The organism is Acuticoccus yangtzensis (genome assembly GCF_001927245.1).
Lineage (GTDB): Bacteria > Pseudomonadota > Alphaproteobacteria > Rhizobiales > Amorphaceae > Acuticoccus > Acuticoccus yangtzensis.
This window is the reverse complement of sequence record NZ_MJUX01000005.1, coordinates 124859-144876: the sequence shown is the minus strand read 5'-3', so window position 1 is coordinate 144876 and position 20018 is coordinate 124859. Positions and strand designations below refer to the sequence as shown.

Sequence of the window (20018 nt, the reverse complement as noted above, 5' to 3'; positions counted from 1 at the left end):
GATGTCGTCCCTCTCCCTCCAGGCGCTCACCAAACGCTTCGGCGAGACCCCTGTCGTCGACGGCGCGACGCTCGACGTCGCGGAGGGGGAGTTCGTCTCGCTGCTCGGGCCGTCCGGCTGCGGCAAGACGACGATCCTGCGGATGGTGGCGGGCCTTCTCGCCCCCACCTCCGGCACCATCATGATCGGCCCGCGCGACGTGACGCGTGTCGCCACCCACAAGCGGCGCATCGGCCTCGTCTTCCAGTCCTACGCGCTGTTCCCGCACCTCACCGTGTTCGACAACGTGGCCTTCGGGCTGAAGCGGCAGGGGGTGAAGGACGTCGCCCCGCGCGTCGCCGAGGCGCTCGCCATGGTGCAGCTCGGCCACCTCGGCGCGCGTTTCCCCAAAGAGCTGTCGGGCGGCCAGCAGCAGCGCATCGCGCTCGCGCGCGCGCTCGCCCCGCGCCCCTCGCTGCTGCTTCTGGACGAGCCGCTCTCCAACCTCGACGCCCAGCTGCGCGACGACATGCAGATCCAGCTGAAGCGCCTGCAGCGCGACCTCGGCATCACCAGCCTCTTCGTCACGCACGACCAGTCCGAGGCGCTGTCTCTGTCGGACCGCATCTGCATCCTGGCGCACGGCAAGATCCAGCAATATGCCTCGCCCGAGGAGGTCTATCGCCGCCCGGCCAACGGCTTCGTGGCCCGCTTCATCGGCAAGCCCAACGCGCTGACCGGCAGCCTCAGCGGCGACCGGGTCGACATCGGCGTCCCGCTCGCCTTCGCCCCCACCGTGGCGCTCCCCGCGTCCGGTCCGGTGGAGGTCGTGGTGCGCCACAGCGACGTCGCCCTGTCGCGCACGCCCGTGACCGCCCCCAACGCCTTCGCCGCTACGGTGCGCCTGCGCTCCTTCGTCGGCGCGCGCATCCAATATGTCGTCGGCATCGAGGGCGGGCCTGAGATCATCGCCGAGGTGGACGCCAACGAGCCCGCCGGCGCGCTCAATGTCGGCGACAGCGTCACCGCCGTGATCGATCCCGCGGCGGTCTACGTGTCGCCGGCACCCGCCGGCGCATCCGGCGGCACGACGGGACAGGCCGCGGCATGAGGCGGCTGTCGGGCGCGGCGCTCGTCACGCCGCTCGTCCTGGTGCTGGTCGGTGTCTTCGTCGGCCCGCTCCTCGTCATGCTGCCGACGAGCTTCCATCCCTACGTGCCGGGGCAGGGCATCGGCACCTCCTGGACGCTGGAAAACTACACCGTCGCCTTCACCGACGGCTACTACCGCGAGGTGATTGGTCGGACGCTCTGGATGGGCTTCCTCGTCACCTTCATCGCCCTCGTCATCGGCTATCCGCTGGCCTACTTCATGGCCCGCACCACGCGCACCTGGCGCGCCGTCGCGACGCTTCTGGTGATGTTCCCGCTGTTTCTCAACCTCGTCGTGCGCTCCTTCGGGTGGATCGCGCTGCTCTCCAACCGCGGCGTCATCAACACGCTGCTGATGGACCTCGGCCTGACCACCAAGCCCATCCGCATGATGTTCGACATGACCGGCCTCGTCATCGGCATGGTGCACATCTACCTGCCGTTCATGGTGTTCATGCTGCTGTCGTCCATCAGCCGCGTCCCGCGCGACGTGGAGGACGCCGCGTCCACGCTCTCCGCCAGCCCGTCACGCGTCTTCTGGTTCGTGACGCTGCCTTTGACTGCGCCCGGCATCCTCGCCGGCTGCACGCTGGTCTTCGTCCTCACCATCTCCGCACTCGTCACGCCGCGCCTCCTCGGCGGGCCGACCTTCAAGGTCATGTCAACGCTGATCTACGATGAGTTCCTCGTGAAGCTCGACTGGCCGTCCGGCACCGCCTTCGCCTTCATCCTCACCGCGATCGCGCTCCTCGTCATCTGGGGCGCCAACAGGGTGGCGCGCCGCGTCGCGGGAGGGGCGGCGTGAAGGGCCCGCCGATCTGGGTGACCGCCGTCGCGGTCCTGGTGCTCGTCTTCCTGCAGCTTCCGGTCATCGTCGTGGCGATGGCGTCCGTCTCCACCACGTCCTACCTCACCGTCCCCCCGGTCGGCTTCACGCTCGACTGGTTCGTGGAGGTGCTGACGGACAAGGACTATCTCGAGGCGATCCAGACCTCGTTCCTGCTCGCCTTCGCGGCCACGGCGGGGGCGCTGGTGCTCGGCACCGCCGCCGCCTACGCGCTGCATCACCGCATGGTGCCGTGGGCCGATGCGCTGGCCTCCTTCTTCATGGCGCCGCTCATCTTCCCCGCCGTCGTCATCGGCGTGGCGCTCCTGCAATATTATGCGTTGATCGGGCTGCGCTGGTCCTTCTGGGGCCTGCTTCTGGCGCACATCGCCATCACCGTGCCCTACGTCATCCGCGCCTGCCTCACCTCGCTGGCGGGGGTGAAGGGCGAGCTCGAAGAGGCGGCGCGGGTGCTCGGCGCGTCCGGCTTCACCGCCTTCCGCCTCGTCACCTTGCCGCTGCTCAAACCCGGCCTCGTCGCGGGCGCCTTCTTCGCCTTCATCACCTCGCTCGACAACGTGCCGGTGACGATCTTCCTGCTCGGCCCGCGCCAGTCGACGCTGCCGGTGAAGATCTTCACCTCCATCGAGCACGGCGGCGTGGACCCCGGCCTTGCCGCGATCTCCACCCTTCTCATCCTCGTCACCGGATTGGCGCTCGTCATCGCCGAACGGTGGGTCGGTTTCTCCCGCTTCGTCTAAGGCGCCATTCATGTCCTTCACCAGCCGCGGCTTTCCGCTCTTCCTCACCTTCGACGTCGACTGCGAGACGCTTTGGACCGCGCGCGATCCGAACAACGCCAACCGGCCGATCGTCATGTCCCAGGGCCGCTACGGCTGGAAGCGGGGCATCTGGCGGGTGCTGGACCTTCTCGCCAAGTACGACCTGAAGACCACCTTCTTCGTCCCCGGCGTGGTGGTGGAACAGCAGCCGGCGATGATCGAGGCGATCCTGAAGGGCGGGCACGAGATCGCCCACCACAGCCACACCCACAAGTGGATCCTCAATTGCACCCACGCCGAGGAGCACGAGGAGATGCAGAAGGGCATCGAGGCGATCGAGAAGGCGGCCGGCTACAAGCCGCGCGGCTGGCGCTCCCCCGCGGCGGAATTCTCCGACATCACGCTGGGGCTGATCAAGCAATACGGGTTCGATTATTCCTCGAACTTCTTCGACGACGACGAGCCCTACCTCCTCGAAATCGACGGCGCGCGGACCGACATCGTGGAGCTTCCCTTCCGTTGGGTGCTCGATGACGCGCCCTTCTTCAACTATTCCATCACGCTGCCCGGCCGCACGATGCAGGCCCCCTCGGCGCTCTTGGAAGCCTGGATCGCCGAGTTCGACTGCCTCCACGCCGAGGGCCGCATGATGATGGTGGGCATGCACCCGCAGATCATCGGCCAGCCCTCGCGCCTCCTGGTGCTGGAAGGGCTGATCGAGCACGCGCTGAAGACCGGCGGCACCTGGATGGGCCGGTGCGACGAGATGACGGACGACATCCGCCCGCGCCTGAAGGCCGCGTGAGCGCGCGGGGGCGGCTCGCCGGCCGCCGCATCCTGATCACCGGCGGAGCGAGCGGGATCGGCGCCGCCACCGCCCGCCTGTTTCGCGAGGAGGGCGCCTCGGTCTCCGTCATCGACCTTGCCGGCGAAAACGTCCACGTCGCCGACCTGACGGACGCCGCCGCCACCGCCGCCGCCGTCACCGCCGCTGCCGCCGCGATGGGCGGGATCGACGGTGTGGTGAACGCCGCCGGCATCGACCTCCTGAGCGATTTCGCCGAGCAGGACGACGCCGCGTGGGAGAGGGTCCTCGCCGTAAACCTCACCGGGCCGATGCGGGTGTGCCGTCTGGCGCTGCCGCATCTGGCTGAGCGCGGCGGCACCATCGTCAACGTCGCGTCCGGGGCGGGGCTGGTGCCTCTCGCCCGGCGCGCGGCCTATTGTTCCTCCAAGGCGGGGCTCGTCATGCTGTCCAAATCGCTGGCGATGGAGCTGGCGCCGCAGAAGATCCGCGTCAACACGGTGGCGCCCGGCGCGGTCGACACGCCGCTCTTCCGCACCTCCTACGAGACCGCGGCCGACCCGGCCGCCGCGCTGGAGGCGATCCGCGACCGCTACGCCCTGAAGCGCGTGGCCGAGCCCGCCGAACTCGCCGAGGCGATCCTCTACCTCACCTCCGATGCGTCTAGCTACGTCACCGGATCCACGCTCGCCGTCGACGGCGGCCGGGTGTTCCATTGAGCGCCGCACAGGGCAGCGGCCGTCTTGCCGGACGCACCGCTTTGGTGACGGCGGGGGGCGGGGGCATCGGCGCCGCCACCGTCCGCCGCTTCCTGGCCGAGGGCGCGAAGGTCGCCACCATCGACCTCGACGTGTCGGCGCTGTCCGGCACCGGCGCACTCGCCATCGCCGGTGACGGCACCGACCGCGCCACGCTGGAGGCGTTCGTGGCCGAGGCAGAGGCGGCGCACGGCCCGGCCGACATTCTCTTCAACAATCTCGGCCAGAGCGCGCGCGAGAAGGGCGGCCCCTTCCTCACTTCCAATGAAGAGACGTGGCGCTTCGTCCTCGAAATTTCGCTGCTGTCGGCCATGCGCATGTGCCGCCTCGTGGCGCCGGGCATGGCCGAGCGCGGGCGCGGGCGCATCGTCAACATGTCCACGGACGCCGCCTTCGTGGGCGACGCGGGCCTTGCCGACTATGCCAGCGCCAAGATGGGCGTCGTCGGCCTCACCCGTTCCTTGGCGCGCGAGGTCGCGGGGCGCGGCGTCACCGTCAACGCGGTCGCGCCCGGCGCCATCGCCACCGCCGCGCATCAGCGATTGTCGCGCGAGGTGCTGGACCGCATTGTGGCCGCCACCCCCGCGGGCTTCATCGCCGAGCCCGAGGACGTTGCAGCCGCCGTCACCTTCCTCGCCACCGACGAGGCCCGTTTCATCACCGGACAGACGCTGCTGATCGATGGCGGCCGCTGGATGACCTAATGACCGACACACCCACCGACCTCGCCGACCTCACCGCCACCGAGCTGCGCGCAGGCTACCGCGCCGGCAGCTTCTCGCCCGTGGAGGTGGTCGACGCCGCGCTCGCCCGCATCGAGGCGCGGGCCGACCTCAACGCCTTCGTCACCGTCACCGCCGAGGAGGCCCGCGCCGCAGCGCGCGAGGCCGAGGCGGCAATGGGGGGCGGCGACCTGCCGCCGCTCTTCGGCCTGCCATACTCCGTCAAGGACCTGACGCTGACGAAGGGCGTGCGCACCACCTTCGGCTCGAAAGCCTTCGCGGACTTCGTGCCGGACGAGGACGCGGTCGCGGTCGGCCGCGCCAAGGCGGCCGGCGCCATCCTCATCGGCAAGACGACGACGCCGGAGTTCGGCCACAAGATCCACACCTCCGCCCCGCTGTTCGGCCGCACGCTGAACCCGCACAGCCCCGACGTAACGCCCGGCGGCTCCTCCGGCGGCGCGGCGGTGGCGGTGGCGGCGGGCATGGGGCCGATCGCGCTGGGGACGGACGGCGGCGGCTCGGTGCGCATCCCGTCCGCCTGCTGCGGCACGGTGGGGCTGAAGTCGACGCTGGGTGCCATCACCAACCTGCAGGCGGGCGACCTCTTCTCGGCCAACGTCCACGTGGCGCCGATGGCCCGCACGGTCGCCGACACCGCGCTCCTGTTCGAGGCGGTCGCCGGGTTCGACAGGCGCGACCCCTACGGCCAGGCCGCCCTCCCGCACCCGATGCGGTTCGAGGAGATGGCGGGCCTGCGTGTCGCCTGGCTTCCCACCGCCGGCAACCGGATCGACAGCGAGATCGCCGACATCACCGGCCGCGTCGTGGCGCAGATGGCGGACGCGGGCGCCATCGTCACCGAGATCGACCTCGATTTCGCGGCGCTGGAAGAGACGTTCATGGTGGTGCTCGAAACCTTGCTCGCCTCGCGCGCGGGACCGGTTCTGGCGGCGCACCGGGACGACCTCGACCCGACGCTTCTCGTCCACGTCGACAACGGCTTCAAACATTCAGCACTGGCGCTGACCGGGGCAGGGGCCGCCCGCACGCGCGCGTTCAAAGAGGTGCAGGCGGTGTTCGAGTGGGCCGACGTGATCGCCTCGCCGACGCTTTCCGCCCCGCCGCTGCCGCACGGCCAGGACCCGCACGGGCCGATCCTGATCAACGGCGAGCCGGCCGGGAGGGTGCGTCACTCCTGGTACCCTTATACCTTGGCGTTCAACCTCACCGGCCACCCCGCCATCTCCTTCCCGTGCGGGTGGACGGCGTCGGGCCTGCCGGTCGGCTTCCACCTCGCCGCGCCGTGGTACCAGGAGCGGTTCCTGCTGAAGGTGGCGGCCGACCTCGAAGCGCGCCTCGCCGTTCCCGCGACGGCTCCCGCCCGCACCCCGGCAGTGTGACGTCGCCCTTCGCCCGCCGATAGTTTAAGACCTCTCTGAAACGACCTCCGGCGGCCACGCCGACTGGGGGCAACGAGCGGGGGGACGGCATGAAGGTTCTGGTCACGGGCGGCGGCGGCTTCATCGGCGCGTGGATGCTGCGCGCACTCACCGCCGAGGGTTACGACCCCGTGGTGTTCGACCTGCGCGACGATCGGCGCAAGATTGCCGAGATCTGCGGCGCGGCCTTCGCGGAGCGCGTCAACTTCATCGCCGGGGACATCGGCGACACGGAGGCTGTGGTGGCCGCCATGGCGGGCTGCGAGGGCGTCGTACATCTCGCCGGCATCCTCACCCCCGCGTGTCAGGCGGATCCGTTGATGGGCGTTCACGTCAACCTCGTCGGAACGCTCAACGTGTTCATGGCGGCGCGGCGGCACGGCATCGGCTTCGTCACCTATATGAGCAGCGCCGGGGTCTACGGTCCCACCGCCGCCGACGAGCCGCGCCCGACCACGCACTACGGCGCCTTCAAGCTGGCGGGAGAGGGGTCTGCGCGGGCCTTCCTGGCCGACGATGGGATCGCCAGCATCGGTTTCCGCCCATTCGTGGTCTATGGCGGCGGGCGGGACGTCGGCGGCTCGGCGGGCCCCAGCATCGCCTGCCGCGAGGCGGCGCAAGGCCGGCCCTACACCATCCCCTTCACCGGCGCGTTCGACATGATCCACGCGGGCGACGTCGCGAGCTGCTTCATGACCGCACTCGCCGAGAAGCCGGCCGGGGCACACGTCGTCAACATGGTCGGGCTGCCGACCGATCCCGCCGACGTCGCCGCCAAGATCCGCGCCGTTGTGCCGGACGCGGAGATCGACGCCGCCGGGCCGCCGCTCCCCGTCGTCTGCCCCGACCATGACGAGACGCTGGCCCGGCTCTTCCCCGCCTGGCGCCAAAGGAGCCTCGCCGATGGGATCGCCGAAACGGTGGACTTCTACCGCGCCGGGTAAATCGCCTGAGCGGGCACGCGCGGCGGGATCACAGCGGGCGCAGACCCGCCGCGCCGCGCGCCTGAGTGATGAGGCGCATGCATGTCGCGTCGTCGCCCCTGAGGCCGGCCGCTCCGGCCTGGGCGAGAAGGGTCTGGAAATGGCCGCCGCGGCTGTTGCCGCCGGTCAGGCGCGGGCTTCCGCTGGCGTCGCTCTGAGTCTGCCGGACCGCAGCGCTACAGGACATGGATTGAGCTTTCGCCGGCGCGGTCGCCACCACCAGCGCGCCCACGGTCAAAGCCAGCGCCAAGCTCGTCTCGAGCGTGCGCACGATACGGGTGCCGTGTTGCATTGTCGGATCCCTCCTGGGCGGAGCCTCACGCCGCGCCCGAGGGTTAGCTAATACATATGCCGCCGTTTGCGCCTGGCACTTATTGACGCGATCCGCCCTGACGCGCACCAGCCCCGTGCGAAATGGGAAAGTGGCAGGCGCTTTGGTGATCCGGCGCGCCGCCGTGCGCTGCGAGCGGCGGCATCGCTTCGCGGCAGACGGCCTCGGCGCGCGGGCAGCGTGCGGCGAAGGCGCATCCGGGCGGCGGGTCGTAGGGGTCGGGCAGCGTACCGTCGTCCTCGTCCGGCGGGTCCAGCGGGCGCCCCGGCGCGGGGGCGGAGGCGAGGAGCAGCGCCGTATAGGGGTGTTGCGGCGCGGCATAGACCGCCCGCGCAGGGCCGATCTCCGCCAGCTTGCCGAAATAGAGGATCGCCACCCTGTCGCTGACCGATTCGATCACCGAAAGATCGTGGCTGATGAACACGTAAGTGAGGCCGAGCCGCGCCTTCAGGTCGGCCAGAAGCTCCAGCACCTGCGCCTGCATCGAGACGTCGAGTGCGGACACCGGCTCGTCCAGCACCAGGAGGTCGGGCTCGGCGGCCAGTGCGCGGGCAATGCCGATGCGCTGCGCCTGCCCGCCGGAAAGCTCGTGCGGGTAGCGGTCGAGGAAGGCGGGGTCGAGGTTCACCGTCTCCATCAACTCGGCGAGTCGCGCCTCACGCGCTTTCCCGCGCAGCCCGGCGAGCTTGGTGAGCGGCACCGAGAGCGCCTGGCGAACGCGTTTGCGCGGGTTGAGCGAGGCGGCGCAGTCCTGGAAGACATATTGCACCGAAGCGCGCCGGTCGGCGTTTCCCGCCAAGCGGATGGTGCCGTCGCTCGGATGGTCGAGCCCCACCACCATGCGCGCCAGGGTGGACTTGCCGCACCCCGATTCGCCGACGATGCCGACAGTCTCCCCCCGCGCCACGGTGAGCGAGATGCCGCGCACCGCGTGCACCGTGGGTTTGGCGCCGCCGAACAGGGTGCGCCCGCCGCCGAAGCGCCGCGCGACGTCGTCGAGCTGAAGGATCGCGCTCATGCGGCCTCTGCGGTGAGGGGGTGGAGGCAGCGCACCGCACGCGAACCGCTGCCGGCGAGCGGGACGGGTCCGGCGCGGCAGTCGTCCTGCGCCCGCTCGCACCGGGCGGCGAAGGCGCAGCCCTTCGGCAAGTCCACCAAGGCGGGCGGACGGCCGGGGATCGGCTTCACCGCGCGGTCCGGCTCGCCCAGCACAGGGACGCAGGCGATCAGCCGCGCGGTGTAGGGATGGGCGGGCGCCGACAGAAGCGCCGCCGTGGGGCCGGTCTCCACGATTTCGCCGGCATACATCACCGCCACCCGGTCGGTGACGGCGGAGACGACGCCGAAGTCGTGGGTGATGAAGATCACCGCCACTCCCGTCTCGCGGCGCAGGACGTTGATGAGCTTCAGGATCTGCGCCTGCACCGTCACGTCGAGCGCGGTGGTGGGTTCGTCCGCCACCAGCACCGCCGCGTCGTTGGCGAGCGCCATGGCGATGCCGACGCGCTGGCGCATGCCGCCGGACAGCTCGTGAGGATACGCGTCCAGCCGCCGCGCGGGGTTGGGGATGCGCACCTTGGCGAGCAGCGCCTCCGCCCGCCGCCGCGCCTCCTTGCGGCCCACCGGGGCGTGAACGCGGATCGCCTCCATGAGCTGCTGGCCGATGGTGAATTGCGGGTGCAGCGTCGACAGCGGGTCCTGGAACACGTAGGCGACGGCGGATCCGCGCAGCGCCGTCAGCGCTCCGTCCGGCAGGGCGAACAGATCGTCGCCGCGGAAGAAGGCCGCACCGTCCGCGATCACGCCGGGAGGCGAGGGCACCAGCCCCATCACCGACATGCCGGTGACCGACTTGCCCGACCCCGATTCGCCGACGATGCCGAGACACTCTCCCTCCGCCACGGCGAGATCCACGCCGCGCACCGCTTCCACCGTGCTGCGGCCGACGCGAAAATGCGTCTTCAGTCCCGCGACCTCCAGCAGCGCGCCAGGCGCGGCCGGGGCAGGGGCGGCCGTGCGGGCGATCTTGGTGCGCGCGCCGGGCCGGGCGAGGGCGCCGGACTTCAGCCGCGGGTCCAGCACGTCGCGGATGCCGTCGCCCAAAAGGTTGATGCTCATCACCAGAACGAAGATGGCGACACCCGGAATGATCGCCACATGCGGCGCGGTGAAGAGAACGGCGCGTCCGTCCCCCAGCATCGAGCCGAGGTCGGCCTGGGGAGGCTGCGCGCCGAGGCCGAGGAAGGAGAGGCCCGCCGTCTCCAGGATCATCCACCCCACCGTGGTGGACATGGTGATGACGATCACCGGCAGAACGTTGGGCAGCACCTCGCGCATGAGGATCTCGGCGCTGCCCTGGCCGGACAGGCGCGCCGCGTCGACGAACTCGCGCCGTGAGAGGCCAAGCGCCAGGCCCCTGACGTTGCGCGCGAAGAAAGGGATGTTGACCACCGCGATGGCGTAGAGCGCGTTGACGAGCCCCGGCCCCAGCACGGCGACGATGGCGAGTGCGAGCAGGATGTAGGGGAAGGCCAGCACCATGTCGACGCCGCGCATCAGCACCGCGTCCACCCGCCCGCCGGCGAACCCGGCGACGAGGCCGATGAGTGACCCCGCCACCGCCGCGATCGCCGTGGCCGACAGCCCCACCGCGAGGCTGACCCTGAGGCCCCAGACGAGGCGGGCGAGAATGTCGCGGCCGAGCGCGTCGGTGCCGAGGAGATAGCCGTCCGTCAGCGGCGGCGTGAGACGGGCGGCGGGGGCGGTGGCGTTGGGATCGGCCAGCGGTAGCACGGGCGCCGCCAGCGCCACGAGGACGACGAGGGTGATGACGATAAGCCCCGCCGTCGCCAGCGTGTTGGCGAAGAGGAGCTGCCAGGCACCGGGCCGCGCGGGCTGCGCCGCCGGGGTGACGGGGGCGGCGATGTCGGTGACGGCCATCAGCGCAGCCTCGGGTCGATCGCCATCTGCAGAACGTCCGCGGCGAGGTTGAAGAGGACATAGGCCGCCGCGACGACGAGGACGCCGCCCTGCACCAGCAGGATGTCGCGGGTGGAGATCGCCGTGACCAACATGGAGCCGATGCCCGGCCATTGGAACACCGTCTCCACATAGACCGCGCCGCCGAGCACGAAGCCGGCCTGGATGCCGATCACCGGGATCACCGACACCAGCGCCGCCTTGAAGGCGTGGCGGGCGATCACCCGGCGCTCCGGCACGCCCTTGGCGCGGGCGGTGCGGATGAAATCCTGGCGCAGCACCTCCAGCATCGCGGTGCGGGTGAGGCGAGCGATGACGCCTGTCGCCACCACGGCCAGGGTGAGGGCGGGAAGGACGAGGTGGTGGGCGATGTCGCCCGGCCCGCCGCCGCCGTAGATCGCCGTCATCCCGCTGGCCGGAAACCACCGCAGCTTGACCGCGAAGAGCAGGATGAGGAGGAGGCCGAGGAAGAAGGCGGGCATGGAGATGCCGATCAGCACCATCAAGGTGAGCGCCTTGTCCGCCAGCCCATATTGGCGCACCGCCGAGACGACGCCCGCGGCAAGCCCGGCGATGGTGGCGAGCACCAGTGCGGTGCCGGCCAGCAGCATCGTTGCCGAGAGGCGCTCGAGGACCTCGTCGATGACCGGGCGGTTGAGCGACAGGGAGCGGCCGAAGTCGCCCTGCAGGATGTTGCCGATCCAGATGAAGTATTGCTCCGGCAGGCTGCGGTCGAGACCGAGCTGCCGGTTCAGCCGCTCGACATTCTCCGGCGTCGCGTAGGAGCCCAGAATAGCCGTCGCCGGATCGCCGGGGATCATCGCCATGATCGCGAAGACGATCACCGAAAGGCCGATGAGGACGGGTATGGCGGTCAGGAGCCGCCAGAGGATCGTCGATGCCATCGGATGCCTCGCGTCGGATGACGTCAACGGGGGCCGCGGGTGTGCGCCGGCCCCCGTTGCGCGGGGTCAGTTCTTCGCCACGCCCTGGAGCATGAGGAAGAAGGAGGGCTGGAGGGCGAAGCCGTCCACCCGCGCGCTCGTCACCGCGTTCTGCTTCCAGTTGGCGATGAAGGCCCACGGGGCGTCGTCATGAACGATGGCCTGCATCTCCTTGTAGAGCCGGGCGCGTTCGTCCTGATCGGTGGCGGTGCGGGCCTCTTCCAGCAGCGTGTCCACCTCCGGGTTGGAGTAGTAGCCGGAGTTGAAGCCGCCATTCTCCGGCATCGCCTCGGTGCGCAGGGCCAGGAAGGGGAGCGTGTCGGGGTCGTTGGTCATCCACGCCATTTCGGCCATGTCGGCCTTCCCCGCCAGCCCCGGATTCACGTTGGCGAGGAAGGTGTTCCACTCGTAGGTTTCGATCGTGGTCGGCATCCCCACCGCTTCCAGATCGGCCTGGATGGCCGTGCCCATCGCCACCGGGTCCAGCATGCCGGACCCGCCTTCGGTCACGTAGAAGGTCAGCTCGGCCCCGTCATATCCGGCCTCTTCCAGCAGCGCCTTGGCCTTCTCCGGGTCGTGCGGATAGGGCTCCAGCTCTTCGTTGTAGGCCCAGGCGAAGGCGGGCGGGGTCGGCCCCGCGGCGACTTCGGCGGTGCCTTGGAGGATGGAGTCCACCAGCGCCGTCTTGTCGATGGCGTAGTTCACCGCCTGGCGCACCAGCTTGTTTGCGAACGGGCCTTCCTTGGTGTTGAGGATCAGGAACCACAAATGCGGCCCGGCCTGTTCGTGCACGGTGAAGTTCGCGTCGCCGGTGAATTGGGCGAGCGCGTCCGGCGGGGTCTCGACCATCACGTCGATCCCGCCGGACAGCATCTCGGCAAGGCGGGTGTTGCCGTCGGTGATAGGCCGGAAGACGATCGCCTGAAGTGCCGGCTCGCCGCCCCACCAGTCGGCGTTCTTCTCCACAACCACGCGCGAATTGGACTGCCACTCGGCGAACTTGAACGCCCCCGTGCCGGACGGATGGCGGCCGAAATCCTCGCCATATTCCTCCACCGCGGCGGGCGACACGATCAGCCCTGTCGGATAGGCGAGGTTGGACAGGAACGGCGCGTAAGGCTCCTTCAGGGTGAAGGTGACCGTGGCGGCGTCCGTCGCCTCCACGCTGTCGACCGCCGAGAAGAAGAAGGAGAGCGGGAACGGTCCGGTGTCGTGGAAGGGGTGGTCTTCGTTCAGCATCCGCTCGAAGTTGAACACCACGGCGTCGGCATCGAACGGTGTGCCGTCGTGGAACTCCACGCCGTCCCGCAGGTGGAATGTGTAGGTCAGCCCGTCGTCCGACACCTCGTAGCGTTCGGCGAGCGCGGGCTCGACGTCGAGCGTGCCGTCGGCGAACCGGACCAGCCCGTCGTACATGTTGACGAGGATGCGGAAGTCGTTGACCGCGGTCACCGCGTGGGGGTCGAGCGATTTGGGCTCGGCCACCTGGCCGACGACGAGGACGCCGGGCGGGGTCTGCGCGGCGGCGGGGCCCGCCGTCCAGGTTGCGATAGGCGCGGCGACCAGCGCGGCCACCAACACGGCGAGGATGCGATACATGCAGGGCTCCTCTCCCTTTGGTTCATTCGCAACAAACCATGCATGGACCTATGTCACAACCGCGCCGCGCCAAGGCGCCGCCGCCCGGGCGCGGATCGTCCGCAGCGCCGGGGGGGGGGACCGCCGGACGGGGCCTCAGGCCGGCCGCAGAACGATCCGCGCGATGGCCACACCCAGCATGCGCCCGTCCGCACCGCCCTCCGCCACGCGCTCGGCGAGGGTGAGGCCGAGGCTGTCCGCCCCCGCCACCCCCGCGAAGGTGAACGTCTTCGTCAGCCGCCCATCCGCGCTCGCCTCCACCTTTACCGCCGTGGCCGCGGTGCCGCCGAGTGTGAGGGCGAGACCGTCCACCGCGCGCTGGCTGATGGCGAGCGGCATCTCCACCACGGCAGAGACGCGCTCCGGCAGCGGGGCGGCGAGGGCGTGGGTGGCGGCTTCCTCGCGGCCCATCCAGCGGAAGGCGGCGCCGGAGGGATGGAGCTCCAGATCGTAGAAGGCGGGAGCGGTCAGGTCCGCGGCGGTAATCTCCACCGTGCCGGGCCCGGTGTCGCCCTGGATCTGCCACACGTCGATCTTGTGGATGCCGACGGCCAGCGCTCGGGGATCGCCGCGCGATGTGAGGTCCGTCTTGGCGGCGATGTGCAGTCCGACGCGGGTGAGGGCCAGCGGATCGGGCGCCGCGGGCGGGGCGAAGGTGCTGGAATGGCGCCAGCTCCCATCGTCGAGCCGCACCACCTCCACGCTGAGCGGCGCCTTGCCGTCGACGCTGACGGAGAACCCTTTCAGCGCCGCCTGGCTGATCGTCACGGCGATCTCCACGTCGACGCGCACGGGGCGGGTGCGGCTGATATCGGTGGCGACGACGGCGTCGTCCTCGCGGCCGATCCAGCGCAGAGGGCGACCATCCGCCGGGCGGCGCTCGGGCGGGTAGAAGGCGGGGTGGGTGAGGCCGTCCTCGGCATAGATGGTCTGGTGCTGCAAGGTGGCGCTGTCGAAGATCGCGGCGCCCACGGCCTCCTGCAGCGGAACGATCTGTTCCACCAGCAGCGCGATTTGCGCCTCCGCCTCGGCCAGCCGGTGGGCGAGCGCGGCGTGGACCACCGGGTCGACGACGCCGCCGTGCCCCGTGCCCGCCGCGAGGGTGGCGTGGGTGGCGAGCGCATCGCCGATGCCGGCGGCCGGCGGCGCGCTCCACAGGGGGAGGACGCGCGGCGCCAAGGCGGCGGCGAGCTTGCCCACCTCCGGCGTCTCCATCACCGCGAGGCGGCAGAGATAGCGCGTGACGGCCGCGGATGCGTCCTCGTCGCGCGAGCGCGCGGGCGGCGTCGCATCGCCTGTCAGGGTCAGGCCGAGATGGGCGCCGAGGCTGTCGGCCAGACGGTCGTCGTCCAGAACGCCGTGCGGGTCCAGCACGGTGAGGCGGGCGATGCGAGCGCACTGGGCGAGGAGCCCGGCGGTGTGGTGCGTCCAATCGGCGATGGCGGCGGCGGGCGGTGTCCCGCGGCGCGCGGCGGCTGCGGTGTAGTCCTCGGCGGACGGGTGGAGGATGAGGCCGTGGACGGGCACGGCACCAGGTGCGGGCCAGATCGCCGCATCGAGGCGCACGGGCTCCATCGTCTCCGCCGCAACGTCCGCCTCGGTGAAGAGCGCGGTGAGGCGGGCGAGCGCTGCGGTGCAGTCATACCACTGCGGCGCGGCCAGCAGGATGCGGCCCGGCACGGCCACAGCGTCCGGCACATGCGCGAGCGTGCGCGCAGCGGGGGCGGCGGTGCGGTCAGACATCGCGTGTCCGGCAGAGGCCGCGCCGGCCGAGGGACGGCGCCCGGCAGGGGGAGGGCATTCGGCACAGGTCGGGCGACCGGCCAAGGGGGTGCATCGGGCTGAGCGGGCGGCACCGCGCGGCGGTCGGCACGGGGCGGAACGGGGCAGGCGGCAGCGGTCTCTCCTCGCAGGCGGCGGGCGGCAGAGGGCGCCGCCACCGCCCTGTTTGCGGCAAGCCGGGCCGCCCCGGCAAGGCCTCGTCGCCCCTCGTCCGCCGCGGGGCGCACCCGAAAGACTCGATTTTTGCCGATGCCACGGCCTCGTCGTGGCATAAGGTGACCTCTGGACGGCTTGATGTGTGCCTTGGTTCCGCCGGCCACGACACCGACAGCAAGGTTTCGCACGGGAGAAAATTCCATGTCGACCACCGTCCGATCCAGCCCGGTGCGGGCATTCCTGGCCGCCAACACCTTCATCGGCGCCATGGAGGACAGCGCCATCGACCGCGTGGTGATGCACGGCCGCGCCATCCGCTATGCCCGCGGCGAGCGCATCTTCCAGCGCGACGACGCGGGTGATGCGCTCCACGTCGTCATCAGCGGCACGGTGAAGGTGCACAACACGTCCGCCGCCGGGCGCGAGGTGGTGCTGAACTTCCTGCGCAGCGGCGACCTGGTGGGCGAGATCGCGGTCCTGGACGGCGGGCCGCGCACCGCCTCGGCCACCATGCTGGAGCCGGGCGAGATCTTCCGCATCGGCCGGCGCGACCTGTTGCCGGTCTTGCGCGAATCGCCGGACGCGCTGACCGAGATCATCTCCATCCTGTGCGAGAAGCTGCGTGCCACGTCGGACATCGTGGAGACCAACATGCGCAAGCTGGATGCGCGCTTCGCCGGCGGGCTGATGCGCATGTGCGAGGCCTATGGGCGCAACAGCCCCGCCGGCATCGTCATCGACCTCTCCGCCAACCAGACCGACCTCGGCGCCTATCTCGGCCTGTCGCGGGAGAATGCGAGCCGGCAGATCGCCAAGCTCGCCCGGTCCGGCATCCTGCGGGCGGAGGGGACCACCCTCGTCGTGCTCGACGAAACCGCCCTTGCCCAGCTTGCGGACGAATGACGGCCTCGGGCGGCATGCGGGCCGCAATACGGGCCGCCTCAAGGGCCACCCCACGGACAACCTCACGGACGGGGGAGTGACGGCGTGAAGGATTGGCGCCGAATCGCGCGGGCCCGCGCCTCGACCGAGCTCGGCCTCCTCACCATCGCCGTCGCCGTGGCGCTCGCCTTGACCGGCCTGTCGGAGACGGGCGGTGGGCGCACCTTGCGCGCGCGCATCTTCGACCAGCTCACCGCCTATGCCGACGTCGGCGCCGCGCCTCAGCCGGTCGTCGTCGACATCGAGCGGCGCACGCTGGACCTGGTGGGGCCGTGGCCGTGGGGGCGCTCGGACATGGCCCGGCTCGTCGGCGCCATCGCCGATGCCGGGGCAAAGGTGCTCGCCGTCGACATCCTGCTGGACGGGCCGGACGACCGCTCCGCCGCCGCGCTCGCCCGGCGGCTCGCCGCGGCCGGGGTGGCACTGCCGGTGGACCCCTCCAGCCTGACGGACGGGGACGAGGAGCTGGCCGCCGCGCTGTCGCGGGTGCCGGCGGTTCTCGGCGTTGCGCTGGCGCCGGAGATGGGCGCGCCCGTGCCGCCGCCGCCGGTGATGGTGCGCGGCACCTTCGTGGCCGACGGGCTGTGGCTGACGGGCGGTCTCCACGGGCCGATCCCCGTGCTCGCCGAGGCGGCGGCGGGGTTCGGCGCGCTGTCCCTTCCGGGAAGCGTCGACGGCACCATTCGCGAGGTGCCGCTGCTGGCGATCGCCGGCCGTCAGCCGGTGCCGGGCCTCGCGCTGGAGGTGCATCGGATCGCCGGTGGCGGTGCCCCCATCATCATCGACCCGGCCGCCGGGACGCTCCAGGCCGGCCCCCATGTGATCCCGCTCGGCGAAGGGGGGCTGATGCGGCTCATTCCCGTCCCCGCGGCCGAGAGGCTGGCGCGGCGCGTCGCGGCGGCGGACATCCTGTCCGGCGACCCCGCCGCGCTCTCCCGGCTCGAAGGCGCCGTCGTCCTCCTCGGCTCATCGGCGGCGGAGACGGGCGGCCTCAGGACCGGCGCGGACGGAACTCTCGTCCCCAGCGTGGACCTTCAGGCCGACGCCGTGGCGCAGATTGCCGCCGGTGCATTCCCGGTGCGCGCCCCGCATGCCGGGTGGGTGGAGAGCGCGGCCATCATGCTGGGCGCGGTCGCTGGGCTGCTCGCCGCGCGCTTCGCATCGCCTGCGGGCGGGGCGGTCGTCGTCGGGGCGGCGGCGCTCGCATGGGTGTCGGGTGCGGCGATCCTCTCCGCCTCGCACCTGTGGCTGATCGACCCTGTGATGCCCGCCGCCAGTGCCGCGCTCACCTTCGGGCTCGGCTCCATCCTCGTCTCGGCGCGGGCGCGGCGGCAGGCCCGGCGCGTGCAGTCGGCGTTCGAGCAGCATCTGTCGCCCGCCGTGGTGCGCCGCATCGCCTCCAGCCCCGACACGATCCGCTTGAAGGGCGAAGCGCGCGAGGTGACGGCCCTCTTCACCGACATCGAGGGCTTCTCTGCAATGACAGCGGCGGCCGAGCCGGAAGCCCTGATCGCCCTGCTGGACGCCTATTATGACGCCATCACCAGCGTCGCCGTCGCCCATGACGGGATGGTTGCCAAATTGATCGGCGACAGCATGAACGCGCTCTTCAACGTGCCGTTCGACCTGCCTGCGCATCCGCAGCGGGCGCTCGATTGTGCGATCGCGCTCGTTGCCGCCAGCGAGGCTTTCGAGCAGACCCCCGCCGCCCGCGCGCTGGGGCTGGGGCGCACCCGAATCGGCCTCGACACCGGCCATGCGATCGTCGGCGACGTCGGCGGGTCACGCAAGCTGGACTATACGGCGCACGGGGCGGCGGTGAACGCCGCATCGCGTTTCGAGCAGGCGAACAAGAATCTGGGGACGTCCATCGTCGTCGGGCCGGGGGCGGCGGCGCGGCTGTCGTGCGACCTGCGCCCGCTCGGCCTCTTCACCGTGCGCGGCTTTCCGGAGCCTCTCAGCCTCTTCACCGTGTGGGAGCCGGATGTCGGCGCGGCCGAGCGGCAGGAGATCGAACGGACCGTCGCATCGTTCTCCGCAACGCCGATCGCGCTGGATGCGCTCACCCCGGCGGACTACCGCGCATTGTTCCCGCCGCGCTGCCAGCCACAGCCTGCGAGCCGCGCCGGGTGAGGGTGCCGGCCTGATCCCGCCCCGCGGCGCCCTGTACCGCACCCGCCGACGTGGCCGCGCAGGGGGCGAGAGGGCGCCGGGCAGCAGAGCGCGGCGGGCTTTACTGCACGCTCGCCAGCGCTTCGTCGATGCGGGCCTGGCCCCAGGCGACCGGATCCGTCGGCGCCGCGCCCGGCACCTCGATGTTCGTGCCTTCCCCGGCCGCGACCCGCACGGTCACGCCGCCGCCGGTGACGTCCACCGCGCCCGTCTCCACGAAGACGCCGAAGACGCCGCGGCTCGGCCCGGCGAAAAAGGTCGTTCCGCGCACGACGATGAGCCCGTAGTCCGAGCTGATCGTCAGGGCACTGTCGGCCGGCGGCCCGTCCCGGTCGAACAGGATGGCGCCGCTGCCGAGGGTGAACTCGCCCCCGGCGTCGACCACATAGCGCTCGAGCTTCACCTGCGTCGCCGCGCCGAGCCGCAACACCGTGCGCTCACCCAGCGCCAGCACCGCGCGCGCCCCCGGTCCCGTGCGCACCATTTCCGCGATGTGCACCGGATCGCTGACCGCGAGCGCCCGTTCCGCGGAACCCGACGCCGACGCCGTGGCACTCCCCGTGAGATCGGCGACGGCGCCGGCCGTTTCTGCCGCTGCGGCCGCGGACCCGGCACCGAGCGCGGCCGCCATGCCCCCGGCGGCGAGGCCGAGCATGATGCGGCGATCAATCAAAAGGCTCATCGCATTGAACTCCTGTCCTGACATGATGACCCGTCGATGGGCGCGTGATCTATGATGCTATGCGAGATGGCGCTGTGTTGGCGAGCAATGGTGGCCGCAATGGGGCCGGCCGGGCGGGATCTCGCCGCGAAACGCCGGGGAACACGCCGGGGAGTGCCGGCAATAAACGTGTCCCAAGACGTGCGGATCGGTGTACGGGTGAGCGCGATCGGAATTTGACCACGGGAGCCGGGATGGAGACGCGCAACGTCGAAGCCTATGCGCAGATGCACCGCGACCAGTCCTACGGGACGACGGCGGTGAAGATGCGCCGCTATATCGAGCCGTGGGTGCAGCTTTCGGCGCCGAGGACGCTGCTCGACTATGGCGCGGGGCAGGGGCGTTTCGGCGCGATCATCGACGTCCCCAGCGTCACCGAGCGGCACCTTTTCGACCCCGCCATCCCCGAGATCGCGGCGCTTCAGAAGGAGCGCTACGACTATGTCATCTGCATCGACGTTCTGGAGCACCTGGAGCCGGACGAGGTGGACGGCGTGCTGGCCGACATCGCGCGGCTGACCGACCGGGCGCTGATCATCGTCACCACCGCCCCGGCCCAGGCGATCCTGCCGGACGGGCGCAACGCGCATACGACGATCCGCCCCGGCCCGTGGTGGGGCGAACGGATCCGCGCCGCCTTCGGCACGGCGGTGAAGATCCCCGTGTGGCGCAAGAACCGTGCGGGATTCAAGACATACACGTCGCCGCCTGGTGAGTGGGTGGCGTTCGCGGGCAAACTGGCCGCGGCGCAGGCGAGGCACCACCGCGCCAAAGCGGCGGTGAAGCGGGCCGGCTGAGGCCCCGCAGCCACCTCGGCGCGTTCGCGAGCGGGCGGCCCCGCGAGGTGCTCCCTCGCGCTCCTGCTGAAGTCGCGCGTTGCCGAGTTCAGCATCTAACATGCCCAC

General features: G+C 71.0%; 18 protein-coding genes. 11 read left to right on the top strand and 7 right to left on the bottom strand.

What is annotated here, in order from left to right; all coding sequences use genetic code 11:
• Position 1: 1 nt before the first annotated feature.
• The 8 genes from BIX52_RS14050 (at position 2) to BIX52_RS14015 (ending at position 7409) form a co-directional block, all read left to right on the top strand.
• A complete protein-coding gene (locus tag BIX52_RS14050) occupies positions 2-1090 on the top strand; it encodes an ABC transporter ATP-binding protein (RefSeq protein WP_075221713.1) in 1089 nt (362 codons plus the stop codon).
• Positions 1087-1935, top strand: a complete 849-nt coding sequence (locus tag BIX52_RS14045; protein ID WP_075221712.1) for an ABC transporter permease — start codon at positions 1087-1089, stop codon at positions 1933-1935. Before BIX52_RS14050 ends, BIX52_RS14045 begins: the two co-directional genes overlap by 4 nt.
• On the top strand, positions 1932-2717 hold the full coding sequence (locus BIX52_RS14040) for an ABC transporter permease (protein WP_075221711.1): 786 nt from the start codon (positions 1932-1934) through the stop codon (positions 2715-2717). The genes BIX52_RS14045 and BIX52_RS14040 overlap by 4 nt, the downstream gene beginning before the upstream one ends.
• A 10-nt stretch (positions 2718-2727) precedes the next feature.
• Positions 2728-3543 (top strand): polysaccharide deacetylase family protein, encoded by an 816-nt coding sequence (locus BIX52_RS14035; RefSeq protein WP_075221710.1) that lies wholly within the window; start codon positions 2728-2730, stop codon positions 3541-3543.
• The gene (locus tag BIX52_RS14030) at positions 3540-4262 is read left to right on the top strand and encodes an SDR family NAD(P)-dependent oxidoreductase (RefSeq protein ID WP_075221709.1); all 723 of its coding nucleotides are present in this window, start codon (positions 3540-3542) and stop codon (positions 4260-4262) included. Before BIX52_RS14035 ends, BIX52_RS14030 begins: the two co-directional genes overlap by 4 nt.
• Entirely contained in the window at positions 4259-5005 is a 747-nt protein-coding gene (locus tag BIX52_RS14025) for an SDR family NAD(P)-dependent oxidoreductase (protein WP_075221708.1), read from the top strand. Before BIX52_RS14030 ends, BIX52_RS14025 begins: the two co-directional genes overlap by 4 nt.
• On the top strand, positions 5005-6426 hold the full coding sequence (locus BIX52_RS14020) for an amidase (RefSeq protein WP_075221707.1): 1422 nt from the start codon (positions 5005-5007) through the stop codon (positions 6424-6426). Before BIX52_RS14025 ends, BIX52_RS14020 begins: the two co-directional genes overlap by 1 nt.
• 89 nt (positions 6427-6515) lie before the next feature.
• Positions 6516-7409, top strand: coding sequence for an NAD-dependent epimerase/dehydratase family protein (locus BIX52_RS14015; RefSeq protein WP_075221706.1), 894 nt, complete (start codon positions 6516-6518; stop codon positions 7407-7409).
• 28 nt (positions 7410-7437) lie between these two features.
• On the opposite strand, the gene BIX52_RS14010 is transcribed toward BIX52_RS14015, so the two are convergent.
• From BIX52_RS14010 to BIX52_RS13985, 6 genes are all read right to left on the bottom strand, one after another.
• Positions 7438-7740: a hypothetical protein gene (locus BIX52_RS14010; protein ID WP_075221705.1), complete on the bottom strand. Its 303-nt coding sequence runs from the start codon at positions 7738-7740 to the stop codon at positions 7438-7440.
• 79 nt (positions 7741-7819) lie between these two features.
• Positions 7820-8797 (bottom strand): ABC transporter ATP-binding protein, encoded by a 978-nt coding sequence (locus tag BIX52_RS14005; protein WP_075221704.1) that lies wholly within the window; start codon positions 8795-8797, stop codon positions 7820-7822.
• Positions 8794-10719 (bottom strand): dipeptide/oligopeptide/nickel ABC transporter permease/ATP-binding protein, encoded by a 1926-nt coding sequence (locus BIX52_RS14000; RefSeq protein ID WP_075221703.1) that lies wholly within the window; start codon positions 10717-10719, stop codon positions 8794-8796. Before BIX52_RS14000 ends, BIX52_RS14005 begins: the two co-directional genes overlap by 4 nt.
• Positions 10719-11663: an ABC transporter permease gene (locus BIX52_RS13995; RefSeq protein WP_075221702.1), complete on the bottom strand. Its 945-nt coding sequence runs from the start codon at positions 11661-11663 to the stop codon at positions 10719-10721. Before BIX52_RS13995 ends, BIX52_RS14000 begins: the two co-directional genes overlap by 1 nt.
• Positions 11664-11729: 66 nt before the next feature.
• Positions 11730-13301: an ABC transporter substrate-binding protein gene (locus BIX52_RS13990; RefSeq protein WP_075221701.1), complete on the bottom strand. Its 1572-nt coding sequence runs from the start codon at positions 13299-13301 to the stop codon at positions 11730-11732.
• Between the two features lie 135 nt (positions 13302-13436).
• Positions 13437-15083, bottom strand: coding sequence for a hypothetical protein (locus tag BIX52_RS13985; RefSeq protein ID WP_075221700.1), 1647 nt, complete (start codon positions 15081-15083; stop codon positions 13437-13439).
• A 396-nt stretch (positions 15084-15479) separates the two neighbouring features.
• Here BIX52_RS13985 and BIX52_RS13980 point away from each other — a divergent pair, with 396 nt between their 5' ends.
• Both BIX52_RS13980 and BIX52_RS13975 read left to right on the top strand, forming a co-directional pair.
• The gene (locus BIX52_RS13980; RefSeq protein WP_075221699.1) at positions 15480-16181 is read left to right on the top strand and encodes a Crp/Fnr family transcriptional regulator; all 702 of its coding nucleotides are present in this window, start codon (positions 15480-15482) and stop codon (positions 16179-16181) included.
• Between the two features lie 84 nt (positions 16182-16265).
• Positions 16266-18353, top strand: coding sequence for a CHASE2 domain-containing protein (locus BIX52_RS13975; RefSeq protein ID WP_075221698.1), 2088 nt, complete (start codon positions 16266-16268; stop codon positions 18351-18353).
• Positions 18354-18453: 100 nt separating this feature from the next.
• On the opposite strand, the gene BIX52_RS13970 is transcribed toward BIX52_RS13975, so the two are convergent.
• Entirely contained in the window at positions 18454-19074 is a 621-nt protein-coding gene (locus BIX52_RS13970) for a FecR domain-containing protein (RefSeq protein WP_075221697.1), read from the bottom strand.
• A 233-nt stretch (positions 19075-19307) separates the two neighbouring features.
• Here BIX52_RS13970 and BIX52_RS13965 point away from each other — a divergent pair, with 233 nt between their 5' ends.
• Positions 19308-19910 carry a methyltransferase domain-containing protein gene (locus BIX52_RS13965; RefSeq protein WP_075221696.1) on the top strand — a complete coding sequence of 201 codons (603 nt, stop codon included), beginning with the start codon at positions 19308-19310 and terminating at the stop codon, positions 19908-19910.
• Positions 19911-20018: the final 108 nt, after the last annotated feature.